Below are 22,788 nucleotides of genomic sequence, written 5' to 3' on the forward strand. Positions count from 1 at the left end.
AGAATCCTTTACCGGTTGGCTCGGGGCAGACCCAGCGCCACCATGCCGATGATGTCGCGCTGGACTTCGTTGGTGCCGCCGCCGAACGTGAGAATCAGGCAGGCCCGGTGCATCCGCTCGACCCGACCGCGCAGCAACGCACCGGGCGAGTTCTGCCGCACCGTCGCGGCGGTGCCGAGCACCTCCATCAGCAGCCGGTAGGCCTCGGTGGCCAACTCGGTGCCGAACACCTTGGCGGCCGACGCATCCGCCGGCGACGGGGCGGCGTCAGCCGCCGACGCCAACTCCCAGTTGATCAGCTTGAGCACCTCGACTTTGGCGTGCACCCGCGCCAGGTTGAGTTGAACCCACTCGGAGTCGATCAGCCGGGCCCCGCCGCCGTCTTTGGTGTTCTGCGCCCATTCCCGGACCTGGTTGAGCGCCAGGATGATCGGTTGCGCGGACACCAGTGCGACGCGCTCGTGGTTGAGTTGGTTGGTGACCAGCTTCCACCCACCGTTCTCCTCGCCGACCCGATTGGCCACCGGTACCCGGACGTCGGAGTAGTAGGTGGCGCTGGTGTCCACGCCCGCCATGGTGTGCACCGGAGTCCAGGAGAAGCCCTCGGCGGCAGTGGGGACGATCAGCATCGAGATGCCTCGATGCTTCTTGGCTTCGGTGTTGGTGCGCACCGCCAGCCACACGTAGTCGGCGTAGGCGATCAGGCTGGTCCACATCTTCTGCCCGTTGACGATGTAGTCGTCGCCGTCGCGCACCGCAGAGGTCCGCAGGTTCGCCAGGTCCGTACCCGCTCCGGGCTCGGAGTAGCCGATAGCGAAATGCAGGTCACCGGATGCGATCTTGGGCAGGAAAAACTTCTTTTGCTCCTCGGTGCCGAACGCCATGATCGTGGGCGCCACGCTATTGATGGTCAAAAACGGCACCGGGGCCCCGGCGATCGCGGCCTCGTCGGCGAAGATCAGCGAGTCCATCGAGGAGCGGTCCTGGCCGCCGTACTCCTTGGGCCAGTTCAGGGTGAGCCACCCGTCCTTGCCCATCTGTGCGACGGTCTCTCGGTAGACGTTGCCTTCGCCCACTTCGCCCGACGTGGAGCTCAGGGCCTCCCGACGCTCGGGAGTGATCAACGTGGCGAAGTACGACCGCAGTTCGCGGCGCAGTTCCTCCTGCTCCGGGGTATAACTGATGCGCATTGGCCGTCCCTTCGGGATCCCGTTTACCTCCCTGGTTGTAACACGTTCTAGTCTGGGGGTCCAGCGGCCGATTCGCCCAACCTTCCGTCGTATGGTGGGAATACCGGCAGTCGGAAACGCCCAAGGAGGATCCCGTGCGAGTGATAGTGGACCGCGATCGGTGCGAGGGCAACGCGATATGCGTAGGAATCGCGCCGGATGTCTTCGAACTGGACGACGAGGATTACGCCGTGGTCAAAACCGATCCGATTCCTGCCGATCGGGAGGTGTTGGCCGAGCAGGCCATTGCCGAATGCCCGCGTGCGGCGCTGAAACGCGAAGACTAGAGGTATTCATAAATTGACTAGCAGCACGAACGCGACCGATCTGTCCGGGAAGGTCGCGGTGGTCACCGGTGCGGCCGCGGGCTTGGGACGTGCCGAGGCGATCGGCTTAGCCCGAGCCGGCGCCAGCGTTGTCGTCAATGACATCGCCGCCGCGCTGGACGCATCCGACGTCCTCGACGAGATCAGCGCGGCTGGAGCCAAGGCGGTCGCGGTGGCCGGCGACATCAGTCAGCGCTCGACCGCCGACGAACTGGTCAGCTGCGCCGACGGCTTGGGCGGCTTGAGCATCGTGGTCAACAACGCCGGGATCACCCGCGATCGGATGTTGTTCAACATGTCCGACGAGGACTGGGATGCGGTCATCGCGGTGCACCTGCGCGGCCACTTCCTGCTTACCCGCAACGCGGCCACCTACTGGCGGTCCAAGGCCAAGGAAGCCGGTGGGTCGGTCTACGGCCGGATCGTCAACACGTCGTCGGAAGCGGGTTTGGTCGGTCCGGTCGGGCAAGCCAACTACGGTGCCGCCAAAGCCGGCATTACCGCGCTGACCCTGTCTGCTGCGAGGGCGCTGGGCCGCTACGGGGTCTGCGCCAATGCGATCTGCCCGAGAGCGCGGACCGCGATGACCGCCGAGGTCTTCGGCGAGGCACCTGAGGTCGGCGCGGGCCAGATCGACCCGCTTTCACCCGAGCACGTCGTCACGCTGGTCGGTTTCCTGGCCTCCCCGGCGGCTGAAGCGGTCAACGGCCAGGTTTTCATCGTCTACGGACCCCGGGTCACGCTGGTGGCGGCGCCAACTGCAGAACGTCAGTTCACCTCGGACGCGCAGGCGTGGGACCCCGACGAGCTCAGCGCAACATTGCACGATTACTTTGCTGAACGCGACCCCGAGGTGAACTTTTCCGCGTCCACCTTGATGGAGTCCTGATCCGGTGCGGGAGACAGGTGTGTCGGCCCGATGGAGCTAGAACACGTTTCAGAATGACCTAGGTCACAATAGCTTCTGACCTGGTCAAACTACTAATCTTGACCTAATTTTGCAGTTCTTTGACACTGCGAACTTGTTCTAGTTAATATGATCCCGCTCACGCGGAGCGTCGTCCGCTCAGAAGGCAGCTTAGGCGGCGCCGACCGGGGAAGTGTAGCTTCGCTCCAAGTTGCAGGCAGCCGCGGGAGAAAGGGACCAGGTTGATCGAACAACTTGCGGTTCCGGCCCGGGCCGTGGGCGGATTCGTCGAAATGTCGCTGGAGACGTTCAGCAAGACGGTCCGGCGCCCATTCCAATTCCGCGAGTTTCTCGACCAGACCTGGATGATCGCCCGGGTCTCCCTGATCCCGACGCTGCTGGTCGCGATCCCGTTCACAGTCCTGGTGGCGTTTACTCTCAACATCCTGCTGCGCGAACTTGGTGCAGCCGACCTATCCGGCGCGGGAACCGCCTTCGGGACCATCACCCAACTCGGTCCCGTCGTCACCGTGCTGGTGGTGGCCGGCGCGGGCGCCACCGCGATCTGCGCCGACCTCGGCGCCCGGACCATCCGCGAGGAAATCGACGCTATGCGGGTCTTGGGTATCGACCCGATCCAGCGGCTGGTCGTCCCCAGAGTGTTGGCGTCGACGTTCGTCGCGCTGTTGCTCAACGGCCTGGTCTCGGCGATCGGCATCGCCGGCGGGTACGTCTTCTCGGTGTTGCTGCAGGGCGTCAACCCGGGTGCCTTCGTCAACGGACTGACCGTGCTCACTCACCTGGGTGAGTTGGTCCTCTCCGAAGTCAAGGCGCTGTTGTTCGGTGTGGTGGCTGGTCTGGTCGGCTGCTATCGGGGGCTGACGGTCAAGGGCGGTCCGAAAGGGGTCGGCGTCGCCGTCAACGAAACCGTGGTCTACGCATTCATCTGCCTGTTCGTGATCAACGTGATCATGACGGCGATCGGCGTTCGAGTGTTGGCCCGGTGAATCGATGAGTTACGACGCCACGCTGCGCTTCCGCCGGTTCTTTTCCCGGTTCGCCGAACCGGTCGACAACTTCGGCGAGCAGGCGCTGTTCTACGGCGAATCGATGCGCTATATCCCGAATGCGCTGACCCGCTACCGCAAAGAGACCATCCGGCTGATCGCCGAAATGACGATGGGCACCGGCGCGCTGGTCCTGATCGGTGGAACGGTCGGTGTCGCAGCGTTTCTGACGTTGGCATCAGGCGGTGTCATCGCGGTGCAGGGCTACGAGTCGTTGGGCAACATCGGCATCGAGGCATTGACCGGGTTTTTGTCGGCGTTTCTCAATGTCCGCATCGTCGCCCCCGTGGTGGCCGGTATTGCGCTGGCCGCCACTATCGGCGCCGGCACCACCGCACAGCTCGGCGCGATGCGGGTGGCCGAGGAGATCGACGCGATCGAATCGATGGCCGTGCACTCGGTTTCCTATCTGGTGTCCACCCGGTTGATCGCCGGCCTGATCGCGATCATCCCGCTGTATTCGTTGGCCGTGCTGGCCTCATTTTTCGCCGCTCGGTTCACCACCGTGTTCATCAACGGTCAGTCGGCGGGGCTGTATGACCATTACTTCAATACATTCCTGAATCCGACCGACCTGCTGTGGTCGTTCCTGCAAGCCATCGTGATGTCGATTGCGGTCATGCTGGTCCATACGTACTACGGCTACAACGCTTCTGGCGGCCCGGTAGGCGTCGGCCTAGCGGTCGGGCAGGCGGTGCGCACGTCGCTGATCGTCGTCGTGGTCATTACTTTGTTCATCTCGCTGGCCGTTTACGGCGCGTCCGGTAACTTCAACCTCTCCGGATAAAGGGAGCGATGGCAAGCACGGGCGCGCGACGCACACATGTCAGGCTGGCAGCAACGCTGCTGGCCTCTCTATTAGTGGGCTTTGCGCTGTTGACGTACCTGTCCTACAACGCCGCCTTTTCCTCGACCGACACCGTCACGCTGACCGCGCCGCGCGCCGGGTTGGTGATGGACCGCGACAACAAAGTGAAATACCGCGGCATCCAGATCGGCAAGGTCAAGAACGTCAAATACGCCGACGAGCAGGCCCAGCTCGAGTTGGCTATCGACAGCCGAGAACTGCGTTTCGTTCCGTCCAATGCCACCGTCCACATCGCCAGCAACACCATCTTTGGGGCCAAGTCGGTGGAATTCATTCCGCCGCAGACACCGTCGGTGAATTCCCTTCGCCCGGGAGCGCACTTGAAGGCGGACGCGGTTTCGCTGGAAGTCAACACGTTGTTCCAGTCGCTGATCGATCTGCTGCACAAGATCGACCCGGTGGACCTCAATGCCACCCTGAGTGCCGTCGCCGAGGGGCTGCGCGGTCACGGCGATGACTTGGGCGCGCTGCTGGCGGGGACGAATACCCTCACCCAACAGGCAAACCCGCAATTGCCGACCCTGCGGCAAGACTTCGCCAAGGTGGCCGAGGTGGCCAACATTTACGCGGCCGCTGCACCCGACCTCGTCACCGTCTTTCAGAACACGCCGACGATCGCCAAGACCGTCGTGGACCAGCAAGGCAACTTGAATGACACGCTGTTGGCGACAATTGGCCTGTCCAACAACATCTATGACACGCTGGCACCCGCTGAGCACGACATCATCGACGCCATCAAGCGGCTGCGAGCTCCCCTGAAGGTCGCCGGCGACTACTCGCCGGAGTTCGGCTGCATGTTCAAGGGAATCCAGCGGGGTCTCGACGAGTTCGCGCCGCTGCTTGGCGTGAACAAGGCCGGTCTGTTCACCTCGTCGAGCTTTATTCTGGGCGCGCCGTCGTACACCTATCCGGAGAGCCTGCCGATCGTCAACGCCTCCGGCGGGCCTAATTGCCGTGGGCTACCCGACATTCCGACCAAGCAGACCGGCGGCTCCTGGTTCCGGTCACCGTTCCTGGTCACCGACAACGCCTATATTCCGTACGAGCCGTTCACCGAAATGCAGGTGGATGCGCCCTCGACGCTGCAGTTCCTGTTCCACGGCGCCTTCGCGGAACGGGACGATTTCTGATGGCCGCCGTGCACGAGTCGCACCGCTCGATGATGGTGAAAGTCGGCATCTTCACCTTGACCATGCTGCTGGTCGCCCTCGGGCTGGTGGTGATCTTCGGTGAGTTCCGGTTCGGCCCGTCGAACTCTTATCACGCCAACTTCTCCGACGCGACGAAGTTGAAGTCCGGGCAGAAAGTCCGCATCGCAGGTGTGCCGGTCGGCGCGGTGAAGGGCGTCAAGCTCAACCACGACAACAGCGTTGACGTGGCGTTCACCGTTGACAAGCGCTACACGCTGTATTCGTCGACCCGAGCGGTGATCCGCTACGACAACCTGGTCGGCGACCGGTTTTTGGAGATCACCTCCGGTCCCGGCGAGCTGCGCAAGTTGCCCGCGGGCGCGACCATCGACCGGAACCACACCCAGCCGGCGCTCGATCTCGATGCGCTGCTCGGCGGTCTGCGCCCGGTGGTCAAGGGCTTGGATGCCGACAAGGTCAACACGATCAGCGGCTACGTGATCCAACTGCTGCAGGGTCAGGGCGGAGCGCTGTCCAACCTGCTGGCCGACACCAACGCCTTCAGCTCGGCGCTGGGCGCACGTGACCAGATCATCGGCGACGTGATCACCAACCTCAACGCCGTGCTGACTACCGTCGACGACAAGGGTGCACAATTCTCGGCCAGCGTCGATCAGCTGCAGCAATTGATCACCGGGCTGGCGCAGAACCGCGACGCGGTGGCCGGTGCAATCCCCCCGCTGGCATCCACGACCTCCGATTTGACCGAGTTGCTCAAGGGCGCACGCAGGCCGCTGCAGGGCGTCATCGAAAACACTCGGCCCATCGCCACCGAACTTCACGATCGCCAAGACGAAGTGAACAACGACATCGAACAGCTGGCCGAGGACTATCTGCGGCTGTCCGCGCTCGGTGCGTACGGGGCGTACTTCAACATCTACTTCTGCACGGTGTCGATCAAGATCAACGGGCCGGCCGGTAGCGACATCCTGATCCCGATGGGCGGCCAGCCGGACCCCAGCAAGGGGAGGTGCGCTTTTGCCAAATAGAGCAGAAGGCCGCGATCCGCTGCGGACCGGCATCTTCGGACTGACCCTGGTGATCTGCATCGTGTTGGTCGCATTCGGCTACACCGGGCTGCCGTTCTGGCCGCAGGGCCGGGGTTACGACGCCTACTTCACCGACGCCGGCGGCATCACGCCCGGCAACGACGTCTACGTGTCGGGTATCAAAGTGGGCCAGGTGAAGTCGGTCGCGCTGGCCGGGGACGCCGCCAAGGTGTCCTTCACCGTGGACCGCCACATCGCCGTCGGCAGTCAGTCGCTGGCATCGATTCGGACCGGCACCATCCTGGGTCAGCGAGCGATCGCGGTGACCCCGGCGGGCAGCGGTAGCGCCACGGTGATCCCGCTGAGCCGGACGACGACACCGTATGCCCTCAACTCCGCGCTGCAGGATCTGGGCCGCAACTCCGGCGACCTGGACAAGGACCAGTTCGAAAAGTCGCTGCAGGTTCTCACCGATTCGCTACGGGATGCCACCCCGCAGTTGCGCGGTGCCCTGGACGGCGTGACGTCATTGTCTCGCACGCTCAACCGTCGTGACGAAGCGTTGGGAAGCCTGCTGGCACACGCGAAGTCGGTGACGGCCATCCTGGCTGACCGCGCCGGCCAGGTGAACCAGCTGATCCTGGACGGTAACCAATTGTTCGCCGCGCTAGATGCGCGCCGTGCTGCTCTGGGTCAGTTGATCGGCGGGATCGACGATGTCTCCCACCAGCTATCCGGTTTCGTGGCCGACAACCGCAAGGAGTTCGGCCCGTCGCTCTCCAAACTCAACCTGGTGCTGGATCAGCTCAACGAACGCCACGAATACATCAGTGAGGCGCTCAAACGACTGCCCTCATACGCGACCACGCTGGGCGAGGTGGTTGGGTCCGGACCCGGATTCAACGTGAACGTGTACGGCGTGATACCGGCACCGATCGTCGGGATCATGTTCGACGCCGTCTTCCAGCCCGGCAAGATCCCGGACAGCTTGGCAGATTACCTGCGCGGGCTGATCCAGGAGCGGTGGATCATTAGGCCGCAGTCGCCATGACCCGCGCCGTCGACGATGCAGAACGAAGTGATGAGGAGGAGCGGCGCCCATGACTATCGCCTCTGTCCTCCAACAACGCAGTCGCGCCCTGCGGCTGACGCTGGTCGTCGCGCTCGCGGTGCTCATCGCGGCGGGCGCTTACCTGGTGTTTCCGGCCCGCACCGGTCACAAGATCGTCGGCTACTTCACGTCTGCTGTCGGGCTCTATCCCGGAGACCAAATCCGCATTACCGGGGTGCCGGTGGGCAAGATCGACTCGATCGAACCGCGCGCGGCGGACGTGAAGATCACCATGTCGGTAGACCGCGGCGTCAAAGTCCCCCAGGATGCCCGGGCGGTCATCATGGCTCCGAACCTGGTGGCAGCGCGCTTCATTCAGCTCGCCCCGGCCTACACCGGCGGGCCGGCGATGCCTGACGGGGCAAGCATCGACTTGTCTCGCACCGCCGCGCCGGTGGAATGGGACGAGGTCAAAGAAGCGCTGACGGATCTGGCCAACCGGCTCAGTCCGGCCGCGGGACAGATGCAGGGACCGCTGGGCAAGGTGATCAACCAGGCCGCGGACACGTTCGACGGCACCGGCGACTCGTTTCACAGCGCGCTAAGCGAACTGTCGCAAGCCGCCGGCAGGTTGGGCGATTCCCGCACCGACATCTTCGGCGCGGTAAAGAGCCTGCAGGTGTTGGTCGAAGCGCTGTCGTCGAGCAACGAACAGATCGTCGCGTTCTCCGGGCATGTGGCCTCGGTGTCGCAGGTGCTCGCCCACAGCTCGGACCATCTCGATCAGACCATCGGCACGCTCAACCAGGCGCTCAACGATGTCAAAGGCTTTTTGCACGAGAACAACTCGACGTTGATCGGAACGGTCAACAAGGTGGGCGACTTGAGCAAGACCTTCAGCGACGAGAGCGAGAACATCGAACAGGTGATGCACGTTGCCGGTCCGGGGATCAGCAACTTCTACAATATCTATGACCCTGCGCAGGGCACGCTGAACGGTCTGCTGTCGATCCCCAACTTCTCCAACCCGGTTCAGTTCATCTGCGGCGGCTCGTTCGACACCGCCGCCGGTTTGGTGGGGCCGGACTACTACAAGCGCTCCGAGATCTGCCGGGAGCGGTTGGCTCCACCGCTACGCCGGTTGACGGCGAACTACCCGCCGATGATGTTCCACCCGATCAACTCGATCACCGCGTACAAGGGTCAGATCATCTATGACACGCCGGCCACCGAAGCCAAGGCGCAGACACCGATTCCGGAGCTGACCTGGATACCGGCGCCCGGTGTTACTCCGCCCAACCCGGACGATCTGCAGGCGCTATTGGTTCCGCCCGCCCCCAGCGCGCCCAGCGGTCCGGCACCCGGACCTGCATCGTCGCCCGCCGGCGCCCCGATCGGCCCGTTGCCCGCTGAGCAGGGAGCCGGCGGATGAGCCGAAAAGTGCTGCGTGGCGCAGTAATCGGGGCAGGCAGCGTGCTGCTCGCCGGCTGCCAGTTCGGCGGCTTGAACTCCATCGCACTGCCTGGCACCGCCGGTCACGGCATTGGCGCTTACTCGATCACCGTGGATTTGGCCGACGTGGCAACGCTGCCGCAGAACTCGCCGGTCATGGTCGACGACGTCACCGTCGGCAGTGTCTCGGGAATCGACGCGGTGCAGCGCCCGGACGGAAGTTTCTTTGCCGCAGTCAAGTTGGCGCTGGACCGCAATGTGGTGCTGCCGGCCAATTCGACCGCCAAGGTGGCGCAGACCTCGCTGCTGGGCTCCCAGCACATCGAACTGGCTGCTCCGAAGAAGAATCCGGCGGGCAGGCTGGCCGACGGATCGACCATCCAGGAGTCGCACACCAGTCGCTATCCCACCACCGAAGAGGTGCTCTCGGCGCTGGGCGTGGTGGTCAACAAAGGTAATCTCGGCGCGCTGCAAGAGATCACCGACGAGACATATCGCGCGGTGGCAGGCCGGGAAGGCGCATTCGAGGGCCTGGTGCCGCGGCTCGCGGAGTTGACCGCGGGATTGAACACTCAAGTCAACGACATCATCGCCGCCATCGACGGCCTGGACCGGTTCTCGACGATCCTGGCGCACAACAAGGACAGTCTCGGACGGGCGCTGGACTCGCTGCCGGAGGCGCTGCTGGTTCTCAACAAGAACCGGGACCACATCGTCGATGCGTTCGCCGCGCTCAAGAAAATGGCGACGGTGGCCTCGCATGTGCTCGCGCAAACCAAGGTCGACTTCACCGAGGACGTCAAATACATCTACTCGGCGACCAAAGCGATCGCTGACACCAAGAAAGAATTCGTCAGCTCGCTGCAGATATTGCTGACATTCCCATTCCCGAACTACGGCATCAAGCAGGCTGTGCGTGGTGACTACCTCAACGTGTTCACCACGTTCGACCTGACCGTGCGGCGGCTGGGTGAAACATTCTTCACCACATCGGTTTTGGATCCGAACATGCGTCACATGGACGAGATCCTCAACCCGCCGGACTGGCTGATCGGCTCGATGGCCAACCTGTCCGGCCAGGCGGCTGACCCGTTCAAGATTCCGCCCGGGGCGGTCGGAGGGCAGAGCTGATGATCGACCGGCTGACCAGAACGCAACTGATCATCTTTGGGGTGGTCACCGTGATCACGGTTGCCGTGATGGCGACGTTCTACCTACGGTTGCCCGCCGCGCTGGGCGTCGGTACCTACCGGGTGACCGCCGACTTCGTCGCCGGCGGCGGTCTGTACAAGAACGCCAACGTCACTTATCGCGGTGTCGAGGTCGGCCGGGTGGAGTCGGTGACGCTGAACTCGCATGGCGTCGATGCGGTCATGCGGCTCAACAGTGGAACTACGGTCCCGTCGAATGTGACTGCCACAGTGAAGAGCGTGTCGGCCATCGGCGAGCAGTATGTCGACCTGGTACCCGGCGACAGCCCGGCGGCGTCCAAGCTGCACAACGGATCTCGGATCGGCCAGCAGAACACCCGGATCGGCCTGGACGTCGCCACCCTGCTGCGTCAGTCGGAGACGCTGGTCAACAGCGTGGCTGACACCCGGCTGCGGGAGCTGCTGCACGAGACGTTCAAGGCGTTCAACGGAACCGGCCCGGATTTGGCAAGGCTGATCGAGTCGTCGCGGCTGCTGGTGGATGAGGCCAACGCCTTCTATCCGCAGACCTCGCAGTTGATTGATCAGGCGGGTCCGTTCTTGCAAGCCCAAATCCGCTCGGGAGACGACATCAAGTCGCTGGCCGACGGGCTGGCGCGGTTCACGTCCGAGGTGCACCAGGCTGACCCACAGCTTCGCGAGCTGTTGGCGGTGGTTCCCTCCGCGGCCGACGAAGCCAACACGGCGTTCTCCGGCATCCGCCCGTCGTTCCCGATGCTGGCGGCCAGCCTGGCCAACCTGGGGCGGGTTGGTGTCATCTACCACAAATCGATCGAACAGCTGCTGGTGGTGTTGCCGGCGCTGTTCGCCGCGATCACCACGGCCGCCAACGGTGCACCCCAGGACGAGGGCGCCAAGCTGGACTTCAAGATCAATATCGACCCGCCGCCCTGCAACACCGGCTTCATCCCGCCGCCGATGATCCGCACACCCGCCGACGAGACGGTGCGCGAAATCCCGACCGATATGTACTGCAAGACCGCCCAGAACGACGCGTCCACCGTCCGCGGCGCGCGCAACTATCCCTGCCAGGAGTTCCCAGGCAAGCGGGCGCCGACGGTGGCACTGTGCCGCGACCCGCGCGGCTACGTGCCAATCGGCACCAATCCGTGGCGCGGACCGCCGATCCCCTACGGCACCCCGATGACCAATGGGCTGAACATCCTGCCGCCCAACCATTTCCCGTATATCCCGCCGGGCGCCGACCCGGACCCGGGCACACCGATAGTGGGCCCGCCCCCGCCTGGTGTGGTTCCCGGACCCGGTCCCGCTCCGCACCAGCCGTTCCCGACGCCGCCGCCACCCAACACCGGCGGGACCGATGGCCGACAGGCGTGGATACCGCCGGCGCCGTACCCGCCGCAGCCACCGCAAATCCCGTTCCCAAAGAACCAACCGCCGCCGCCGCCGCCGATCGGAATCAATCCGCCGCAAGGCCCGCCGCCGGAAAAGCCGTGGGGCCCGCCGCCCGGACCGGTGCCGCAGGCCAGCGGTGCGGCCTACACGACCTATGACCAGGCCACTGGGACTTTCCAGGACCCGTCAGGCGGCACTGGTATCTTCGCGCCCGGCAGACCATCGACCGCGGAGAACTGGGTGGACCTAATGCGCGATCCGAGGCAGTTGTGACCGACGCCGAGCCGACCGCAACCGCGGCCGAGCCCGACCCCGAGTCGACGAACCCCGAGTCGACGAAGCGTCGCACGCGTCGGCGGGCTTCGCGCGCGGCCGGCCCGACCGGCGGTGAGGCGGCTACCGCTGCCACGGTCCACGTAGAGACACCGTCCGAACCGGCCAAGCGGCGGGCCGCGCCGCTCGGGCCGCCGCCACGCCGGCCCGCACATCGCCGGCTGGTGGGCGTGGTCGCGCTGACGGCCGGACTGGTTGGGATCGCAGCGCTGACTGCCGGGGTGGGCCTGTTGTTCTTTCAGCAGCGCGATGCCGACGCCCAGCGGGCGCGCGACCAGCGCTTCGTCGACACTGCCACCCAGACGGTGGTCAATATGTTCAGCTACACGCAGGAAAGCATCGACGAGAGCGTGACTCGAGCGGTCGAGGGCACCAGCGGGCCGTTGCGGGGCATGCTCAGCAGCAACGCCGAGAACATCAAGACCCTGTACCGCCACACCGACGCCACCTCAGAAGTGGTGGTCAACGGCGCCGCGTTGGAGGGCGTCGACGATGTCACCGACAATGCGTCGGTGCTGGTGTCGGTGCGGGTCACCGTTACCGACCTCGACGGCGTCAACAAGCCGTCGTCGCCCTACCGGATGCGAGTCATCGTGCACCAGGACGACGCTGGACGGATGACCGGATATGACCTGAAGTATCCGGAGGGTGGCAATTGATGCGGTGGTTGATCGCCGCCGCCGTCAGCCTGATGACTACCGCCTTCGTCGGGTTGGCCGCGGCCGGAGGCTGGTTCTACTGGGACCGGGTGCAGGCTCACGGCGAGCAGTCGGCGCGCGCCGTGCTGGCGCCGTTGGCCGCCAAGGAGATACCGCAGGTGTTCGGCTACGACTACCAGACGGTCGAGCGCAGCCTGACCGCCACCTATCAGCTGCTCACACCCGGTTATCGGCAGGAGTTCGAAAAGAGCGCCACCCAGCAGATCATCCCGGAAGCCAAGAAACGCGAAGTGGTCGTCCAGGCCAACGTTGTCGGTGTGGGAGTCATGGTAGCCAAATGTGATTCGGCGTCGGTCATGGTCTACCTGAACCGCACGGTGACCGATAAATCCCGGCAACCGGTCTACGACGGTAGCCGGTTGCGGGTTGACTATAAGCGCGTCGGCGGAAAGTGGTTGATCAACTACATCACCCCGATTTAGGCCGCCGGGCAGTTCGGCTCAGCGGCAACTGCCGATCGGGTCACAGTCCAGCGGGTAGCGCTCGACCGGGTTGGGCAGCGGCCCCTTGAGCGCCAGCGTGAACGGTGTTTTCGTCATCGCCGGCTCCATGCCGCACACCGCGCCGTGGAGGCTGGTGTGGGTGCCGGTCAGCGATACGTCGTCGAAGGCGTAGGTGTCCGTGGACGCCGCGGTGCTGCCGTCCGGACAAGACACGCCATTGGACTTCCCCACCTTGAATGTCCACAGATCGCTCGTCAACCGGGCCCGCCCGATGTAGTTCGCCCGCTTCTCGCCGACAGAGATGACCCGTGGCGTCGTGCTCGAGACATTAAGCGCGCAAAGGTCTGCGGCGATCACGGGGTCGGTGAAGTCCGGAATCGCACGCTGGCGGGATATCGGGTCGCACAGCGCGGTGATCTTCCAAGTCCCTGCCGGCACACCCGCTTCGGTGAACGTGTAGATACCGTCGGGCGGCGGGCCCAGCGCCTGGGCGGGGCTCGCGGATCCCACAGCCACCAGTGCCATGCCGGCAGCGGCGCTCAGGCCGCGGAAGATGTTCACGCGTTGAGTATCGCAGCGTCGCAGCGCCGGAGGCAACGATTCAGCTGTTCTGGGGGCGGGCTTCGGCAAGCGCATCGAGAAACGACCGGGCCCAGCGGTCCACATCGTGGGCAAGCACCTGACGGCGCATGGCCCGCATCCGGCGCCGGCCGTCTTCCTCGGACTGGTTGAGCGCAGCCTCGATTGCGTCCTTGATGCCTTCCGTGTCGTGCGGGTTGACCAGGTAAGCTTGCTTGAGTTCAGCTGCGGCGCCAGTGAATTCGCTGAGAACCAGTGCGCCGCCGAGATCGCTGCGGCATGCGACATACTCCTTGGCCACCAGGTTCATCCCGTCGCGCAGCGGCGTGACCAGCATGACGTCGGCGGCCGTGAAAAATGCGATGAGCTCGTCGCGTGGGACTGGACGGTGCAGATAATGCACCACCGGATGGCCGACTTCACCGTACTCACCGTTGATGTGGCCGACCTGGCGTTCGATGTCGTTGCGCAGGATCTGATAGCTCTCGACCCGTTCGCGGCTGGGGGTGGCCAATTGCAGCAGCACGGTGTCGTCGCGTTTGGCGCGGCCCTCGGCGAGAAGTTCGGAGAACGCTTTCAGGCGAACGTCGATGCCCTTGGTGTAGTCCAGCCGGTCGACGCCGAGCAGCACCTTGCGAGGATTGCCGATCTCGGCCCGGATCTCTCTTGCGCGCCGCCGGATGGCGCGGTCCCGGGCCTTGTGGTCCAGATCGCCCGCGTCGATGGAAATCGGGAAAGCGCCCACCCGCACGGTGCGGGAATCAAGCTCCACCTGGCCGAACCGCGTCCGCACCCCCACTGATCCGCGAGAGGTGTTCGCGCCGACCAGACGTCGGGACAGAATCAGGAAATTCTGCGCCCCACCGGCGAGGTGGAAGCCGACCAGGTCGGCGCCAAGGAGCCCTTCGACAATCTCGGTGCGCCACGGCATCTGCATGAACAGTTCGACCGGCGGAAACGGGATATGCAGGAAAAACCCGATGGTCAGGTCCGGCCGTAGCTCACGCAGCATCTTGGGGACGAGCTGCAGCTGGTAGTCCTGCACCCACACCGTCGCGCCCCGGGCCGCAGCGCGTGAGGCGGCTTCGGCGAACCGGCGGTTGACGTCGACGTAGCGGTCCCACCATTGACGGTGGTAGATCGGCTTGACGATGACATCGTGATACAGCGGCCACAGCGTGGCGTTGGAAAACCCCTCGTAGTACTCGGCGACGTCGTCAGCGGACAGCCGTACCGGGTGAAGCCGCAGGTCTTCCGCCTCGATCGGGGCGTCGTCCCCATCAACGGCGCCATCGCTACTGCCCGGCCAACCGACCCAGGCGCCACGCCGACGTCGCAACAGCGGCTCCAGCGCCGTGACCAGCCCGCCGGGGCTGCGCTTCCAGGTGGTGCTCCCGTCGGGAAGCCGCTCCATGTCAATGGGCAGCCGATTGGCGACCACCACGAAGTCGGAATCCCCGGGGCCCGAGTCTTTGGAGCTCTTGCCGCCCCCGGGAGCCATTTAACTCTCGGTTTTCGCTGGTCCAATACCGAGCATCGACAGGAAAATGCGGCACTCGTCGGCGTCATTCGCGTAGGCGGCGACTACCCGCCTGGCCTGGCGCGCGGTGCTGTCAGCTAAAGGTTCCACATCGCCGATTTCGGCAGTATCTGATTTGGCAGGCATGACATAACTGTATGCGAAGTGTGTTTTGCGTCGCAGCCGCGCTGGCAGCCGGCGTTGACGGAGCCGTTGTTCGACGTGGCACCCGGCGCCGCACGCGTTACGTTCTGGCCGTAATGTGCAAAGCGTCTGGAACGAGAACAAGCGAGGTGGGCACAATGACGAGCCCGGATCAGGCCGGCGCCAGCGCGGTCAACGGCGAATCCGCCGATCTGGTGGCCTACGAAACTCTCGACGAGGGCCGAATCGCCCGGATCTGGCTTAATCGGCCCGACGCGCACAACGCGCAGAACCGGACTCTGCTGGTGCAGCTCGATGAGGCGTTCGCCCGCGCCGAGGCGGACGACGACGTTCGGGTGGTGATCCTGGCGGCGCGTGGCAAGAACTTCTCCGCCGGTCACGACTTGGGGTCGGAAGCAGCACTGCTGGAGCGTAAGCCCGGCCCGAGTCAGCACCCGACGTTCCGCGGGTACGGCGCGACCCGGGAACCGATCGCCGAGAAGACCTACTTGCAAGAGTGGCACTTCTTTTTCCAGAACACCTGCCGGTGGCGCGATCTGCGCAAGATCACCATCGCCTCGGTCCAGGGCAACGCGATCTCCGCGGGTCTGATGCTGATCTGGGCCTGTGATCTGATCGTCGCCGCCGACAACGCGAAGTTCAGCGACGTCGTCGGCGTCCGCATGGGTATGCCGGGCGTCGAATACTATGCTCACCCTTGGGAATTCGGTCCACGTAAAGCCAAAGAGCTGCTGCTGACCGGTGATTCGCTGGACGCCGACGAGGCCTACCGGCTGGGCATGGTGTCTAAAGTCTTTCCGCGCGACGAGCTCGAGGACAAGACGTTGGAGTTTGCGCGACGTATCGCCGAACGGCCCACGATGGGAGCGCTGCTGATCAAGGACTCGGTCAACGCGGCTTCCGATGCGATGGGATTCACCGAGGCGCTGCGGCACGCATTCCACGTTCACGAGCTCGGGCATGCGCACTGGGCGGCGCACAACGAGAATCGGTACCCCATCGGCCTGCCACCCGATGTCGAGGATTGGCGTACCGCGAAGCCGTCGAAAGTGGCCCGCCGGGACGAGCCGTAACCCCTCTTGGACCCAGCGCCACGCTGGCGTGACGCTCGGCGGCCACGGTCGCGCTGGCGTGACGCTCGGCAGAACACTTCATTCTGAGGAGCCAATGTGCAGCTTTCGTTCGAGGACCGTACCTACCTGGTCACCGGCGGTGGTAGCGGAATCGGTAAGGGCGTAGTTGCCGGCTTGGCGGCCGCCGGGGCTGCGGTCATGATCGTGGGCCGCGACCCCGACAGACTGGATACCGCCGCCCAGGAGATCGCGCCGGCCGGCGGCGCCGGTGAGATCCGATGTGAGCCCGCCGACATCACCGACGAAGACCAAACCGCCCGGGTCGTCGACGCCGCCACCGCCTGGCACGGCCGCCTGCACGGGGTGGTGCATTGTGCCGGTGGGTCGCAGACCATCGGGCCGATCACGCAAGTCGACTCCGACGCGTGGCGTCGCACCGTCGACCTCAACGTCAACGGCACCATGTATGTGCTCAAACACGCCGCCCGCGAACTGGTCCGCGGCGGCGGCGGGTCATTCGTCGGGATCTCGTCGATCGCGGCCAGTAATACCCACCGCTGGTTCGGCGCCTACGGGGTGACCAAATCGGCGCTCGACCACTTGATGATGTTGGCTGCCGACGAACTTGGCCCATCGTGGGTGCGGGTCAACGGCATCCGTCCCGGACTGATTCGCACCGAACTCGTCGCGGCGATCACCGAATCGCCGGAGCTGAGCGAGGACTACCGGATGTGCACTCCGCTGCCCAGAGTGGGCGAGGTCGAAGACATTGCCAACATGGCGATGTTTCTGCTTAGCGACGCCGCCGGCTGGATCACCGGTCAGATCATCAACGTCGACGGCGGGCACATGTTGCGCCGAGGCCCTGACTTCACCGCGATGCTGGAACCGGCGTTCGGGGCCGACGGATTACGCGGAGTGGTCTGAGCCCGAGTCCCGGCTGGCGAGCGTGGCGATCGCCGACCAATCCAAGTGCCCACCGCCGTTGGCCAGCAGGGTGAGGAAGCGGTCACGCAGCAGGCTGGCGACCGGCAGCGGCACCTGCATGTCCTCGGCCGCGGCGAGCACCAGCCGGACATCTTTGAGCCCTAGCGTTGCGGCGAATCCGGCCGGCTCGAACTCTTGGCTCGCGATCAACTTGCCGTAGGTCTGGTAGGCCGGCGCGCGGAACAGCGTCGACGTCAGAATGTCGACGTAGTGCAGTGGATCGACGCCGGCCTTGCCGACCAATGCAATCGCCTCGCCTAGCGATTCGATCACCGACGCGATCAAAAAATTGCCGGAAAGCTTGACCAGGTTGGCGGCGTGCTGCTGCTCGGACACCACGAAGGTTCGCTGGCCGATCGCGTCGAACAGCGGGGCCAGTGACTCGAGCACCTGCGGTGGGCCGGCGGCGACCACGAAAAGCTTTGCAGCAGCTGCGGCTTCGGGACGGCCGAACACGGGCGCGGCGACGTAGCGCTGGCCGGCGTCGGCGTGCGCGGCGGTCAGGCGCTTGGACAGTTCGACACTGATGGTGCTCGCTGAGACGTGCGTGGCGCCGGCCGGCAACGACGACAGCACACCGCGCTCACCGAACACCACGTCCTCGACCGCCGGGTCGTCGGCCAGCATCGTGACGACGACGTCACCGCCGCACGCGTCGGCCACCGTGCGCGCGTGTGCCGCGCCTTGCTGAGCCAACGTCTCGGCCTTGGCGGGGGAGCGGTTGTAGACGGTGACGGCGTGCCCCGCCTCGATCAGGTTGGCGGCCATACCGCGGCCCATGTTTCCCAAACCGATGAATCCGATGTCCATGGTCTCCACCATGCCGCCTGCTGCGGCGTGCGTCCGCTCAATGAGATGAGGATCTTGCGCTCGTCGCACCATTCGGGAGGCTAGCCTCAGATAGCGACAAGGCCGGAGGACCCGATGACTGGAAACCGTGAAACCTGGGACACGATCGATCGGTATGTGGTCATTTCGACGGACACTCATGCTGGGGCAGATCTGCATGACTACAAGCCGTATTTGCCGGCGTGCCTGCACGACGAGTTTGACGCCTGGGCGAAGGAGTACGTCAGTCCGTTCGACGACCTGATCATCGCCACCGCTAACCGGAACTGGGACCATGAGCTCCGGATCGCCGAGATGGACGCCGACGGGGTGGCCGCCGAAGTGCTGCTGCCCAACACCGTTCCGCCGTTTTTCCCGACTACTCCCAACATCACCATCAGCCTGCCCCGGACACGTGACGAGTTCGAGAAGCGTTGGGCCGGCGTCCAAGCCCACAATCGCTGGCAGGTCGACTTCTGCTCGCTGGCTCCGGCCCGGCGCCGCGGGTTGATTCAGATTTTCCCGAACGATGTCGAGCTGGCGTTGGCGGAGATCCGCTGGGGCGTCGAGCAGGACTGCTTCGGTGGTGTGCTGATCCCGCCGGTCTCGCCGGGTGACCCGAACGTCGCCCCGCTCTTCCACACTCGCTACGAACCGATCTGGGCGCTGTGCGCGGATTTGGACCTGACTGTGGTGCAGCATGCGGGGGCCGGTAGCCCCGAGATGCCGATGGACCAGCCTGCGTCGAACGCGGTGTTGATTACCGAGATGGCGATTTGGGCCAACCGCACGCTCGGGCACCTGATTCTCGCCGGGGTATTCGAACGATATCCGACCTTGCGTTTCGTGCCCACTGAACAGGGCACCCTCTGGGTGCAGCCGCAATTGGCCGTGCTCGACGCCATGGTGCCCACCATGAAGACCGAGGCCGGCAACCGCACCTACGGGATGTTCGGCGGGTCCTCGGTCGACCAGCTGACCATGTCCCCGAGCGAATACGCCCAGCGGAACTGCTATCTGGCCAGCGAGCTGGCGCCCTACGACTCGATGATGATCGATTTCATGGGAGCAGACCACATTATGTGGGGCAGTGACTATCCGCACGAGGAGGGGTTCGCGCCGCACTCCAAGTTGGCGATCCGCTGGGCTTTGCACGACAGGTCAACGGACGAATGCCGGAAGATCTTGGGCGGCAACGCAGCTCGCTTGTATCGGTTCGACCTCGACGCGTTAGCTCTCGTCGCCACCAAGATCGGGCCGAAGGTCACCGAGGTGCACACGCCGCTCGAGGACACCGGATACCGTGCCCCGGCGGCGTTCGGTTACCGGCCGTTCGAAGGCGGGTTGGCCCTCAAGCGACTGGCCCCGGCACGCGGTTAGCGATTCAGCGCCGATTCTCCCGCGGGTGGATGAACACGCCTTCAGCCTCGACCGTGACGCCCTGGGCGTCGGCAATGTGGCCCACGGCGAATGTCTTAACCCCCTCCACGCGGTCGACGCGTGCCTCGGCGCGTAGCGCACCGAGTGGCGTGCCACGCAGATAACGGACGCGCAAAGTGCCGGTGTAGGCAGGCCGTCCCGGCTTGTGCGCGGTTGCGCCCAGGACATGGTCGAGGACCATCGCGCACACGCCGCCGTGCACCTGTCCGGGCGGACCCTCGTAGGCCGCGCCGAGGCCGAACTCGGTCCACACCACGCCGTCGGCTCCATGGTGGATGACCAGCGGCGGGGCGACTGGGTTGCGCAGTCCGATCATGACGTTGCCCCATGCCATGGGTTGACCATCGGTGGTCTGCCGCACACCGAAGGATCCCGGCATCAATGCCGCGCTCAATTCCTCGGTGGCGCAATCGATCTTGTTCTTCACTTCAACGAGTGCTGCCGCGTCGACTTGCGTTCTGATTGTGGCGTCGATGAGGCGGCGCACCGAATCGGCCAACGGCCCGTATACCGCCTCGAGCTGTCCACGTTCCTGTTCGGATATCACGGACAAAGCCTGCGTGATGGCCGGCCCGCTAGGCAACGCGGTGTCCCGGCCAGCGGTGAGCGACCGACGAGCAGCTACCCTGCGTTGTTAACCTGGCCAAATGAACGGCAGCGATCCGCCCGTTAAGGCGAGTCTTGCGGCAACCAGCTGGGCATTGCTCGGCATGTTGTCGTATGAGTACGAGCTCTCCGGCTATGACATCCGCAAGTGGATCGACTGGAGTATGCGCTTTTACTACGGTAGTCCGGCCTACAGCCAGATCTACTCCGAACTCAAGAAGCTGGAGCGGCTGGGCCTGGTGACCTCGCGCGTCGAGAACACGGGTCGCACGCGCAATCGTCGACTGTACAAAATCACTGAGGCCGGGCTGGCGGCGGTGACTCGGTGGGCAAACGAGGCGCCAGTCGACCACCCGACGCTCAAGCATGGCCCGTTGCTGCGGATGACATTTGGACATCTCACCACCCCGGAAAGACTCAAGCAGGTGCTGCAAGACCACCTGGCATTTGCCGATGAAATGCACCGCAGGGCGGCCAAGGACGCCCGGTGGGCCGGCGCCGATCCGTCCTGGGCATACGCGCGCGTCGCATTGCAGTGGGCAGAGCGGTATTACGCCAATGAGCGGGAGCTTACCCTGAAGATGATCAAGGACCTTGACGAGGCGGAAGCGGCCTTCCCCCAGCCAGGGAAGGGCGGCCCTTCCAAAGTGCCATGGCCCACACCGGAATACTGGTACGAGATCGAAAAGAAGGCCGACGCCGACGAACCGGACTGATCACACTCGGGCAGCGTGGCGGGCGGAGATGTAGCCGTACACCAATCCCTGGGCGATCGTGGCACCTGCACCGGGATATGTAGTTCCGAACGCGTTGGCTGCAGTGTTCCCGATCGCGTACAACCCCTCGATGACGCTGCCATCCTCGCGCAACACCCGAGCGCGATCGTCAGCCCGTAGACCGCCGCAAGTGCCGAGATCGCTGAGCACCATCTTCACCGCGTAGAACGGCCCCTTATCCAGAGGGCGGAGATTGGGATTGGGGTTGATCGTCGGATCGCCGTAGTAACGGTCGTAGGCGCTGCTGCCTCGGCGGAAGTCGGAATCGACTCCGGCTCGCGACATCTCATTGAAGTGAGCCACGGTGGTGGTGAACTGCGATCGGGGAACGCCGAACTTGCCGGCCAGGTCGGCAAGGTCATCCGAGCGGTGGGCGATACCGGCGTCGTACCACTTTTGCGGAAGCGACATACGGGGAAACTGCTCGCCGGCAAAGACATAGCTGTTTCGATACTGCTGATCGAACACGATCCACATGGATTCCACCGGGCTGCCGGAGCGTTCCCGTTGCAGCAGCCGCTGCCCGAACGACATGTAATCCGTTGCCTCATTGACAAACCGGGCGCCGTGTTGATCGACGATCAGCGAACCCGGCAGGGACCGCTCGGCCAGCATCACCGACGGAGCGGCGCCGGTCAGCGGCGCCACGGCCGGAAACCACCACGCTTGATCCATCAGATCAATTGCGGCACCGATATCTTGAGCGGTGCGGATCGCGTCACCGGTGTTGGTTTCCGCGCCCAGGCTCATGTTCTTGCCGAGAGATTCCGACTGAAACTTCCACCGCATCGCCATGTTGTGGTCGAACCCGCCGGCGGCCAGCACTACCCCGCGCCGCGTGGCGACGGTGACCTCGCGTCCCTTGTGGCCGACGACGGCACCGGTGACCTGGCCGCTGTCGGTGGTCAACCGGTGCAGTTCGGTGCCGGTCCAAATCGGGATCCCGGCCCGCAGAATCCCGGCGAACAGCCCGGCCGCCAGGGCCTGCCCACCTGCGACATAACGCCGACCGAGCAGCAGTCCGCCCACGCCTTGGCCGAAGCGTTTGGCGATGGTCGGTATCCCCCGCCGTGGAACCCGCGCCATCAAATTCATCCACCGGTAGTCGGCGCCGGTGGTGGGCATTGGCAGCTTGACCTCAAGCACCCCCGGTCGCAGTCGGGATCGGTACTCGCCGAGGATCGCCGAGTTCAGGGGCCGGCACTCGCAGGTACGGCCGACGGCGGTTCCGCCCGGTTCCTCGGGGTGGTAGTCCGAATAGTCCTTGGCCCACATGAACCGCATCGGCGTGGTGCGTCGAAGCATGTCGACGGTGGCGGTCACGTTGCGCAGATAGCCGTCGGACCGCTCGGCAGGAGCGCTGCCGGCCACCACCGACTGGAGATATGTCCGGGCGCGTTCAACGGTGTCGTGACCGCCGCGTTCGGCAAGGACGGAGCTCGCCGGCAACCACAACGCGCCGCCCGATCGGGCGGTCGAGCCGCCGACATACGACGACTTCTCAACGATCAACACGGTCAATCCGCGTTCCTGGGCGGCTAGCGCCGCTGCCATTCCGGTGCCCGAGCCGACGACTAGGAGGTCAACGGTGGTATCGCGGACAGGCAAACCGGCCGGGATAGTGCCGGAGGGAAAAGTCGCCACGACAATGACACTAGGTCGCCAAGTTGCCGC

General features: G+C 64.7%; 23 protein-coding genes. 16 read left to right on the forward strand and 7 right to left on the reverse strand.

The window, feature by feature from the left end; genetic code table 11:
* Window positions 1–8: 8 nt before the first annotated feature.
* Window positions 9–1,190 (reverse strand): acyl-CoA dehydrogenase family protein, encoded by a 1,182-nt coding sequence (locus AC5Y5W_RS00600; protein ID WP_499988986.1) that lies wholly within the window; start codon window positions 1,188–1,190, stop codon window positions 9–11.
* 134 nt (window positions 1,191–1,324) lie between these two features.
* On the opposite strand from AC5Y5W_RS00600, the gene AC5Y5W_RS00605 reads away from it, so the two are divergent.
* From AC5Y5W_RS00605 to AC5Y5W_RS00660, 12 genes are all read left to right on the forward strand, one after another.
* The gene (locus tag AC5Y5W_RS00605) at window positions 1,325–1,516 is read left to right on the forward strand and encodes a ferredoxin (protein WP_065012624.1); all 192 of its coding nucleotides are present in this window, start codon (window positions 1,325–1,327) and stop codon (window positions 1,514–1,516) included.
* A gap of 13 nt (window positions 1,517–1,529) precedes the next feature.
* Window positions 1,530–2,444, forward strand: a complete 915-nt coding sequence (locus tag AC5Y5W_RS00610; RefSeq protein WP_499988984.1) for a 3-oxoacyl-ACP reductase — start codon at window positions 1,530–1,532, stop codon at window positions 2,442–2,444.
* Window positions 2,445–2,704: 260 nt separating this feature from the next.
* The gene (locus AC5Y5W_RS00615; protein WP_499988982.1) at window positions 2,705–3,469 is read left to right on the forward strand and encodes an MlaE family ABC transporter permease; all 765 of its coding nucleotides are present in this window, start codon (window positions 2,705–2,707) and stop codon (window positions 3,467–3,469) included.
* A 4-nt stretch (window positions 3,470–3,473) separates the two neighbouring features.
* Entirely contained in the window at window positions 3,474–4,316 is an 843-nt protein-coding gene (locus AC5Y5W_RS00620) for an MlaE family ABC transporter permease (RefSeq protein WP_499988980.1), read from the forward strand.
* Window positions 4,317–4,324: 8 nt separating this feature from the next.
* On the forward strand, window positions 4,325–5,527 hold the full coding sequence (locus tag AC5Y5W_RS00625; RefSeq protein ID WP_499988978.1) for an MCE family protein: 1,203 nt from the start codon (window positions 4,325–4,327) through the stop codon (window positions 5,525–5,527).
* Window positions 5,527–6,576 (forward strand): MCE family protein, encoded by a 1,050-nt coding sequence (locus AC5Y5W_RS00630; protein WP_499988976.1) that lies wholly within the window; start codon window positions 5,527–5,529, stop codon window positions 6,574–6,576. Before AC5Y5W_RS00625 ends, AC5Y5W_RS00630 begins: the two co-directional genes overlap by 1 nt.
* Window positions 6,566–7,627, forward strand: coding sequence for an MCE family protein (locus tag AC5Y5W_RS00635; RefSeq protein ID WP_499988973.1), 1,062 nt, complete (start codon window positions 6,566–6,568; stop codon window positions 7,625–7,627). The genes AC5Y5W_RS00630 and AC5Y5W_RS00635 overlap by 11 nt, the downstream gene beginning before the upstream one ends.
* A gap of 49 nt (window positions 7,628–7,676) precedes the next feature.
* Window positions 7,677–9,059 carry a virulence factor Mce family protein gene (locus AC5Y5W_RS00640; RefSeq protein WP_499988972.1) on the forward strand — a complete coding sequence of 461 codons (1,383 nt, stop codon included), beginning with the start codon at window positions 7,677–7,679 and terminating at the stop codon, window positions 9,057–9,059.
* The gene (locus AC5Y5W_RS00645; protein WP_499988967.1) at window positions 9,056–10,210 is read left to right on the forward strand and encodes an MCE family protein; all 1,155 of its coding nucleotides are present in this window, start codon (window positions 9,056–9,058) and stop codon (window positions 10,208–10,210) included. The genes AC5Y5W_RS00640 and AC5Y5W_RS00645 overlap by 4 nt, the downstream gene beginning before the upstream one ends.
* Window positions 10,210–11,919, forward strand: coding sequence for a virulence factor Mce family protein (locus AC5Y5W_RS00650; protein ID WP_499988963.1), 1,710 nt, complete (start codon window positions 10,210–10,212; stop codon window positions 11,917–11,919). The genes AC5Y5W_RS00645 and AC5Y5W_RS00650 overlap by 1 nt, the downstream gene beginning before the upstream one ends.
* Window positions 11,916–12,638 carry an Rv1363c family protein gene (locus AC5Y5W_RS00655; RefSeq protein WP_499988958.1) on the forward strand — a complete coding sequence of 241 codons (723 nt, stop codon included), beginning with the start codon at window positions 11,916–11,918 and terminating at the stop codon, window positions 12,636–12,638. The genes AC5Y5W_RS00650 and AC5Y5W_RS00655 overlap by 4 nt, the downstream gene beginning before the upstream one ends.
* Complete coding sequence (locus tag AC5Y5W_RS00660) at window positions 12,638–13,120, forward strand: mammalian cell entry protein (protein WP_499988956.1); 483 nt, start codon at window positions 12,638–12,640, stop codon at window positions 13,118–13,120. Before AC5Y5W_RS00655 ends, AC5Y5W_RS00660 begins: the two co-directional genes overlap by 1 nt.
* Before the next feature lie 18 nt (window positions 13,121–13,138).
* On the opposite strand, the gene AC5Y5W_RS00665 is transcribed toward AC5Y5W_RS00660, so the two are convergent.
* The 3 genes from AC5Y5W_RS00665 to AC5Y5W_RS00675 are packed head-to-tail and all read right to left on the reverse strand — an operon-like array spanning window position 13,139 to window position 15,386.
* On the reverse strand, window positions 13,139–13,702 hold the full coding sequence (locus tag AC5Y5W_RS00665; RefSeq protein WP_499988953.1) for a hypothetical protein: 564 nt from the start codon (window positions 13,700–13,702) through the stop codon (window positions 13,139–13,141).
* Between the two features lie 40 nt (window positions 13,703–13,742).
* Window positions 13,743–15,221, reverse strand: coding sequence for an alpha,alpha-trehalose-phosphate synthase (UDP-forming) (locus AC5Y5W_RS00670; protein WP_499988951.1), 1,479 nt, complete (start codon window positions 15,219–15,221; stop codon window positions 13,743–13,745).
* Complete coding sequence (locus AC5Y5W_RS00675) at window positions 15,222–15,386, reverse strand: hypothetical protein (protein WP_156657405.1); 165 nt, start codon at window positions 15,384–15,386, stop codon at window positions 15,222–15,224.
* A 155-nt stretch (window positions 15,387–15,541) separates the two neighbouring features.
* Between AC5Y5W_RS00675 and AC5Y5W_RS00680 the strand changes: the two genes are divergently transcribed.
* Together AC5Y5W_RS00680 and AC5Y5W_RS00685 are read left to right on the forward strand one after the other, a co-directional pair.
* A complete protein-coding gene (locus AC5Y5W_RS00680) occupies window positions 15,542–16,477 on the forward strand; it encodes an enoyl-CoA hydratase (RefSeq protein ID WP_500008587.1) in 936 nt (311 codons plus the stop codon).
* Between the two features lie 96 nt (window positions 16,478–16,573).
* Window positions 16,574–17,404 carry an SDR family oxidoreductase gene (locus AC5Y5W_RS00685; RefSeq protein WP_500008588.1) on the forward strand — a complete coding sequence of 277 codons (831 nt, stop codon included), beginning with the start codon at window positions 16,574–16,576 and terminating at the stop codon, window positions 17,402–17,404.
* On the opposite strand, the gene AC5Y5W_RS00690 is transcribed toward AC5Y5W_RS00685, so the two are convergent.
* Window positions 17,387–18,274, reverse strand: coding sequence for an NAD(P)-dependent oxidoreductase (locus AC5Y5W_RS00690; RefSeq protein ID WP_500008845.1), 888 nt, complete (start codon window positions 18,272–18,274; stop codon window positions 17,387–17,389). The two genes, AC5Y5W_RS00685 and AC5Y5W_RS00690, sit on opposite strands and share 18 nt — an antisense overlap.
* A gap of 114 nt (window positions 18,275–18,388) precedes the next feature.
* Here AC5Y5W_RS00690 and AC5Y5W_RS00695 point away from each other — a divergent pair, with 114 nt between their 5' ends.
* Window positions 18,389–19,672 carry an amidohydrolase family protein gene (locus tag AC5Y5W_RS00695; RefSeq protein ID WP_500008589.1) on the forward strand — a complete coding sequence of 428 codons (1,284 nt, stop codon included), beginning with the start codon at window positions 18,389–18,391 and terminating at the stop codon, window positions 19,670–19,672.
* Window positions 19,673–19,676: 4 nt separating this feature from the next.
* Here the strand turns inward: AC5Y5W_RS00695 and AC5Y5W_RS00700 are convergent, their stop codons facing one another.
* Window positions 19,677–20,279: a PaaI family thioesterase gene (locus tag AC5Y5W_RS00700; RefSeq protein WP_500008590.1), complete on the reverse strand. Its 603-nt coding sequence runs from the start codon at window positions 20,277–20,279 to the stop codon at window positions 19,677–19,679.
* A gap of 100 nt (window positions 20,280–20,379) precedes the next feature.
* On the opposite strand from AC5Y5W_RS00700, the gene AC5Y5W_RS00705 reads away from it, so the two are divergent.
* Window positions 20,380–21,054 carry a PadR family transcriptional regulator gene (locus AC5Y5W_RS00705; protein ID WP_500008591.1) on the forward strand — a complete coding sequence of 225 codons (675 nt, stop codon included), beginning with the start codon at window positions 20,380–20,382 and terminating at the stop codon, window positions 21,052–21,054.
* Here AC5Y5W_RS00705 and AC5Y5W_RS00710 read toward each other — a convergent pair whose 3' ends face one another.
* Complete coding sequence (locus tag AC5Y5W_RS00710) at window positions 21,055–22,758, reverse strand: 3-ketosteroid-delta-1-dehydrogenase (protein WP_500008592.1); 1,704 nt, start codon at window positions 22,756–22,758, stop codon at window positions 21,055–21,057.
* Window positions 22,759–22,788: the final 30 nt, after the last annotated feature.

The organism is Mycobacterium sp. NGS51 (assembly GCF_059812525.1).

What these genes read in the sequence shown, in the direction of transcription:
- AC5Y5W_RS00650 (WP_499988963.1), top strand. Translation starts at nt 10,210, where the DNA reads ATGATCGACCGGCTGACCAGAACGCAACTGATCATCTTTGGGGTGGTC.
- AC5Y5W_RS00680 (WP_500008587.1), top strand. Translation starts at nt 15,542, where the DNA reads ATGACGAGCCCGGATCAGGCCGGCGCCAGCGCGGTCAACGGCGAATCC.
- AC5Y5W_RS00675 (WP_156657405.1), bottom strand. Translation starts at nt 15,386, where the DNA reads ATGCCTGCCAAATCAGATACTGCCGAAATCGGCGATGTGGAACCTTTA.
- AC5Y5W_RS00600 (WP_499988986.1), bottom strand. Translation starts at nt 1,190, where the DNA reads ATGCGCATCAGTTATACCCCGGAGCAGGAGGAACTGCGCCGCGAACTG.
- AC5Y5W_RS00705 (WP_500008591.1), top strand. Translation starts at nt 20,380, where the DNA reads ATGAACGGCAGCGATCCGCCCGTTAAGGCGAGTCTTGCGGCAACCAGC.
- AC5Y5W_RS00695 (WP_500008589.1), top strand. Translation starts at nt 18,389, where the DNA reads ATGACTGGAAACCGTGAAACCTGGGACACGATCGATCGGTATGTGGTC.
- AC5Y5W_RS00670 (WP_499988951.1), bottom strand. Translation starts at nt 15,221, where the DNA reads ATGGCTCCCGGGGGCGGCAAGAGCTCCAAAGACTCGGGCCCCGGGGAT.
- AC5Y5W_RS00630 (WP_499988976.1), top strand. Translation starts at nt 5,527, where the DNA reads ATGGCCGCCGTGCACGAGTCGCACCGCTCGATGATGGTGAAAGTCGGC.
- AC5Y5W_RS00690 (WP_500008845.1), bottom strand. Translation starts at nt 18,274, where the DNA reads ATGGACATCGGATTCATCGGTTTGGGAAACATGGGCCGCGGTATGGCC.
- AC5Y5W_RS00625 (WP_499988978.1), top strand. Translation starts at nt 4,325, where the DNA reads ATGGCAAGCACGGGCGCGCGACGCACACATGTCAGGCTGGCAGCAACG.
- AC5Y5W_RS00640 (WP_499988972.1), top strand. Translation starts at nt 7,677, where the DNA reads ATGACTATCGCCTCTGTCCTCCAACAACGCAGTCGCGCCCTGCGGCTG.
- AC5Y5W_RS00620 (WP_499988980.1), top strand. Translation starts at nt 3,474, where the DNA reads ATGAGTTACGACGCCACGCTGCGCTTCCGCCGGTTCTTTTCCCGGTTC.
- AC5Y5W_RS00645 (WP_499988967.1), top strand. Translation starts at nt 9,056, where the DNA reads ATGAGCCGAAAAGTGCTGCGTGGCGCAGTAATCGGGGCAGGCAGCGTG.
- AC5Y5W_RS00660 (WP_499988956.1), top strand. Translation starts at nt 12,638, where the DNA reads ATGCGGTGGTTGATCGCCGCCGCCGTCAGCCTGATGACTACCGCCTTC.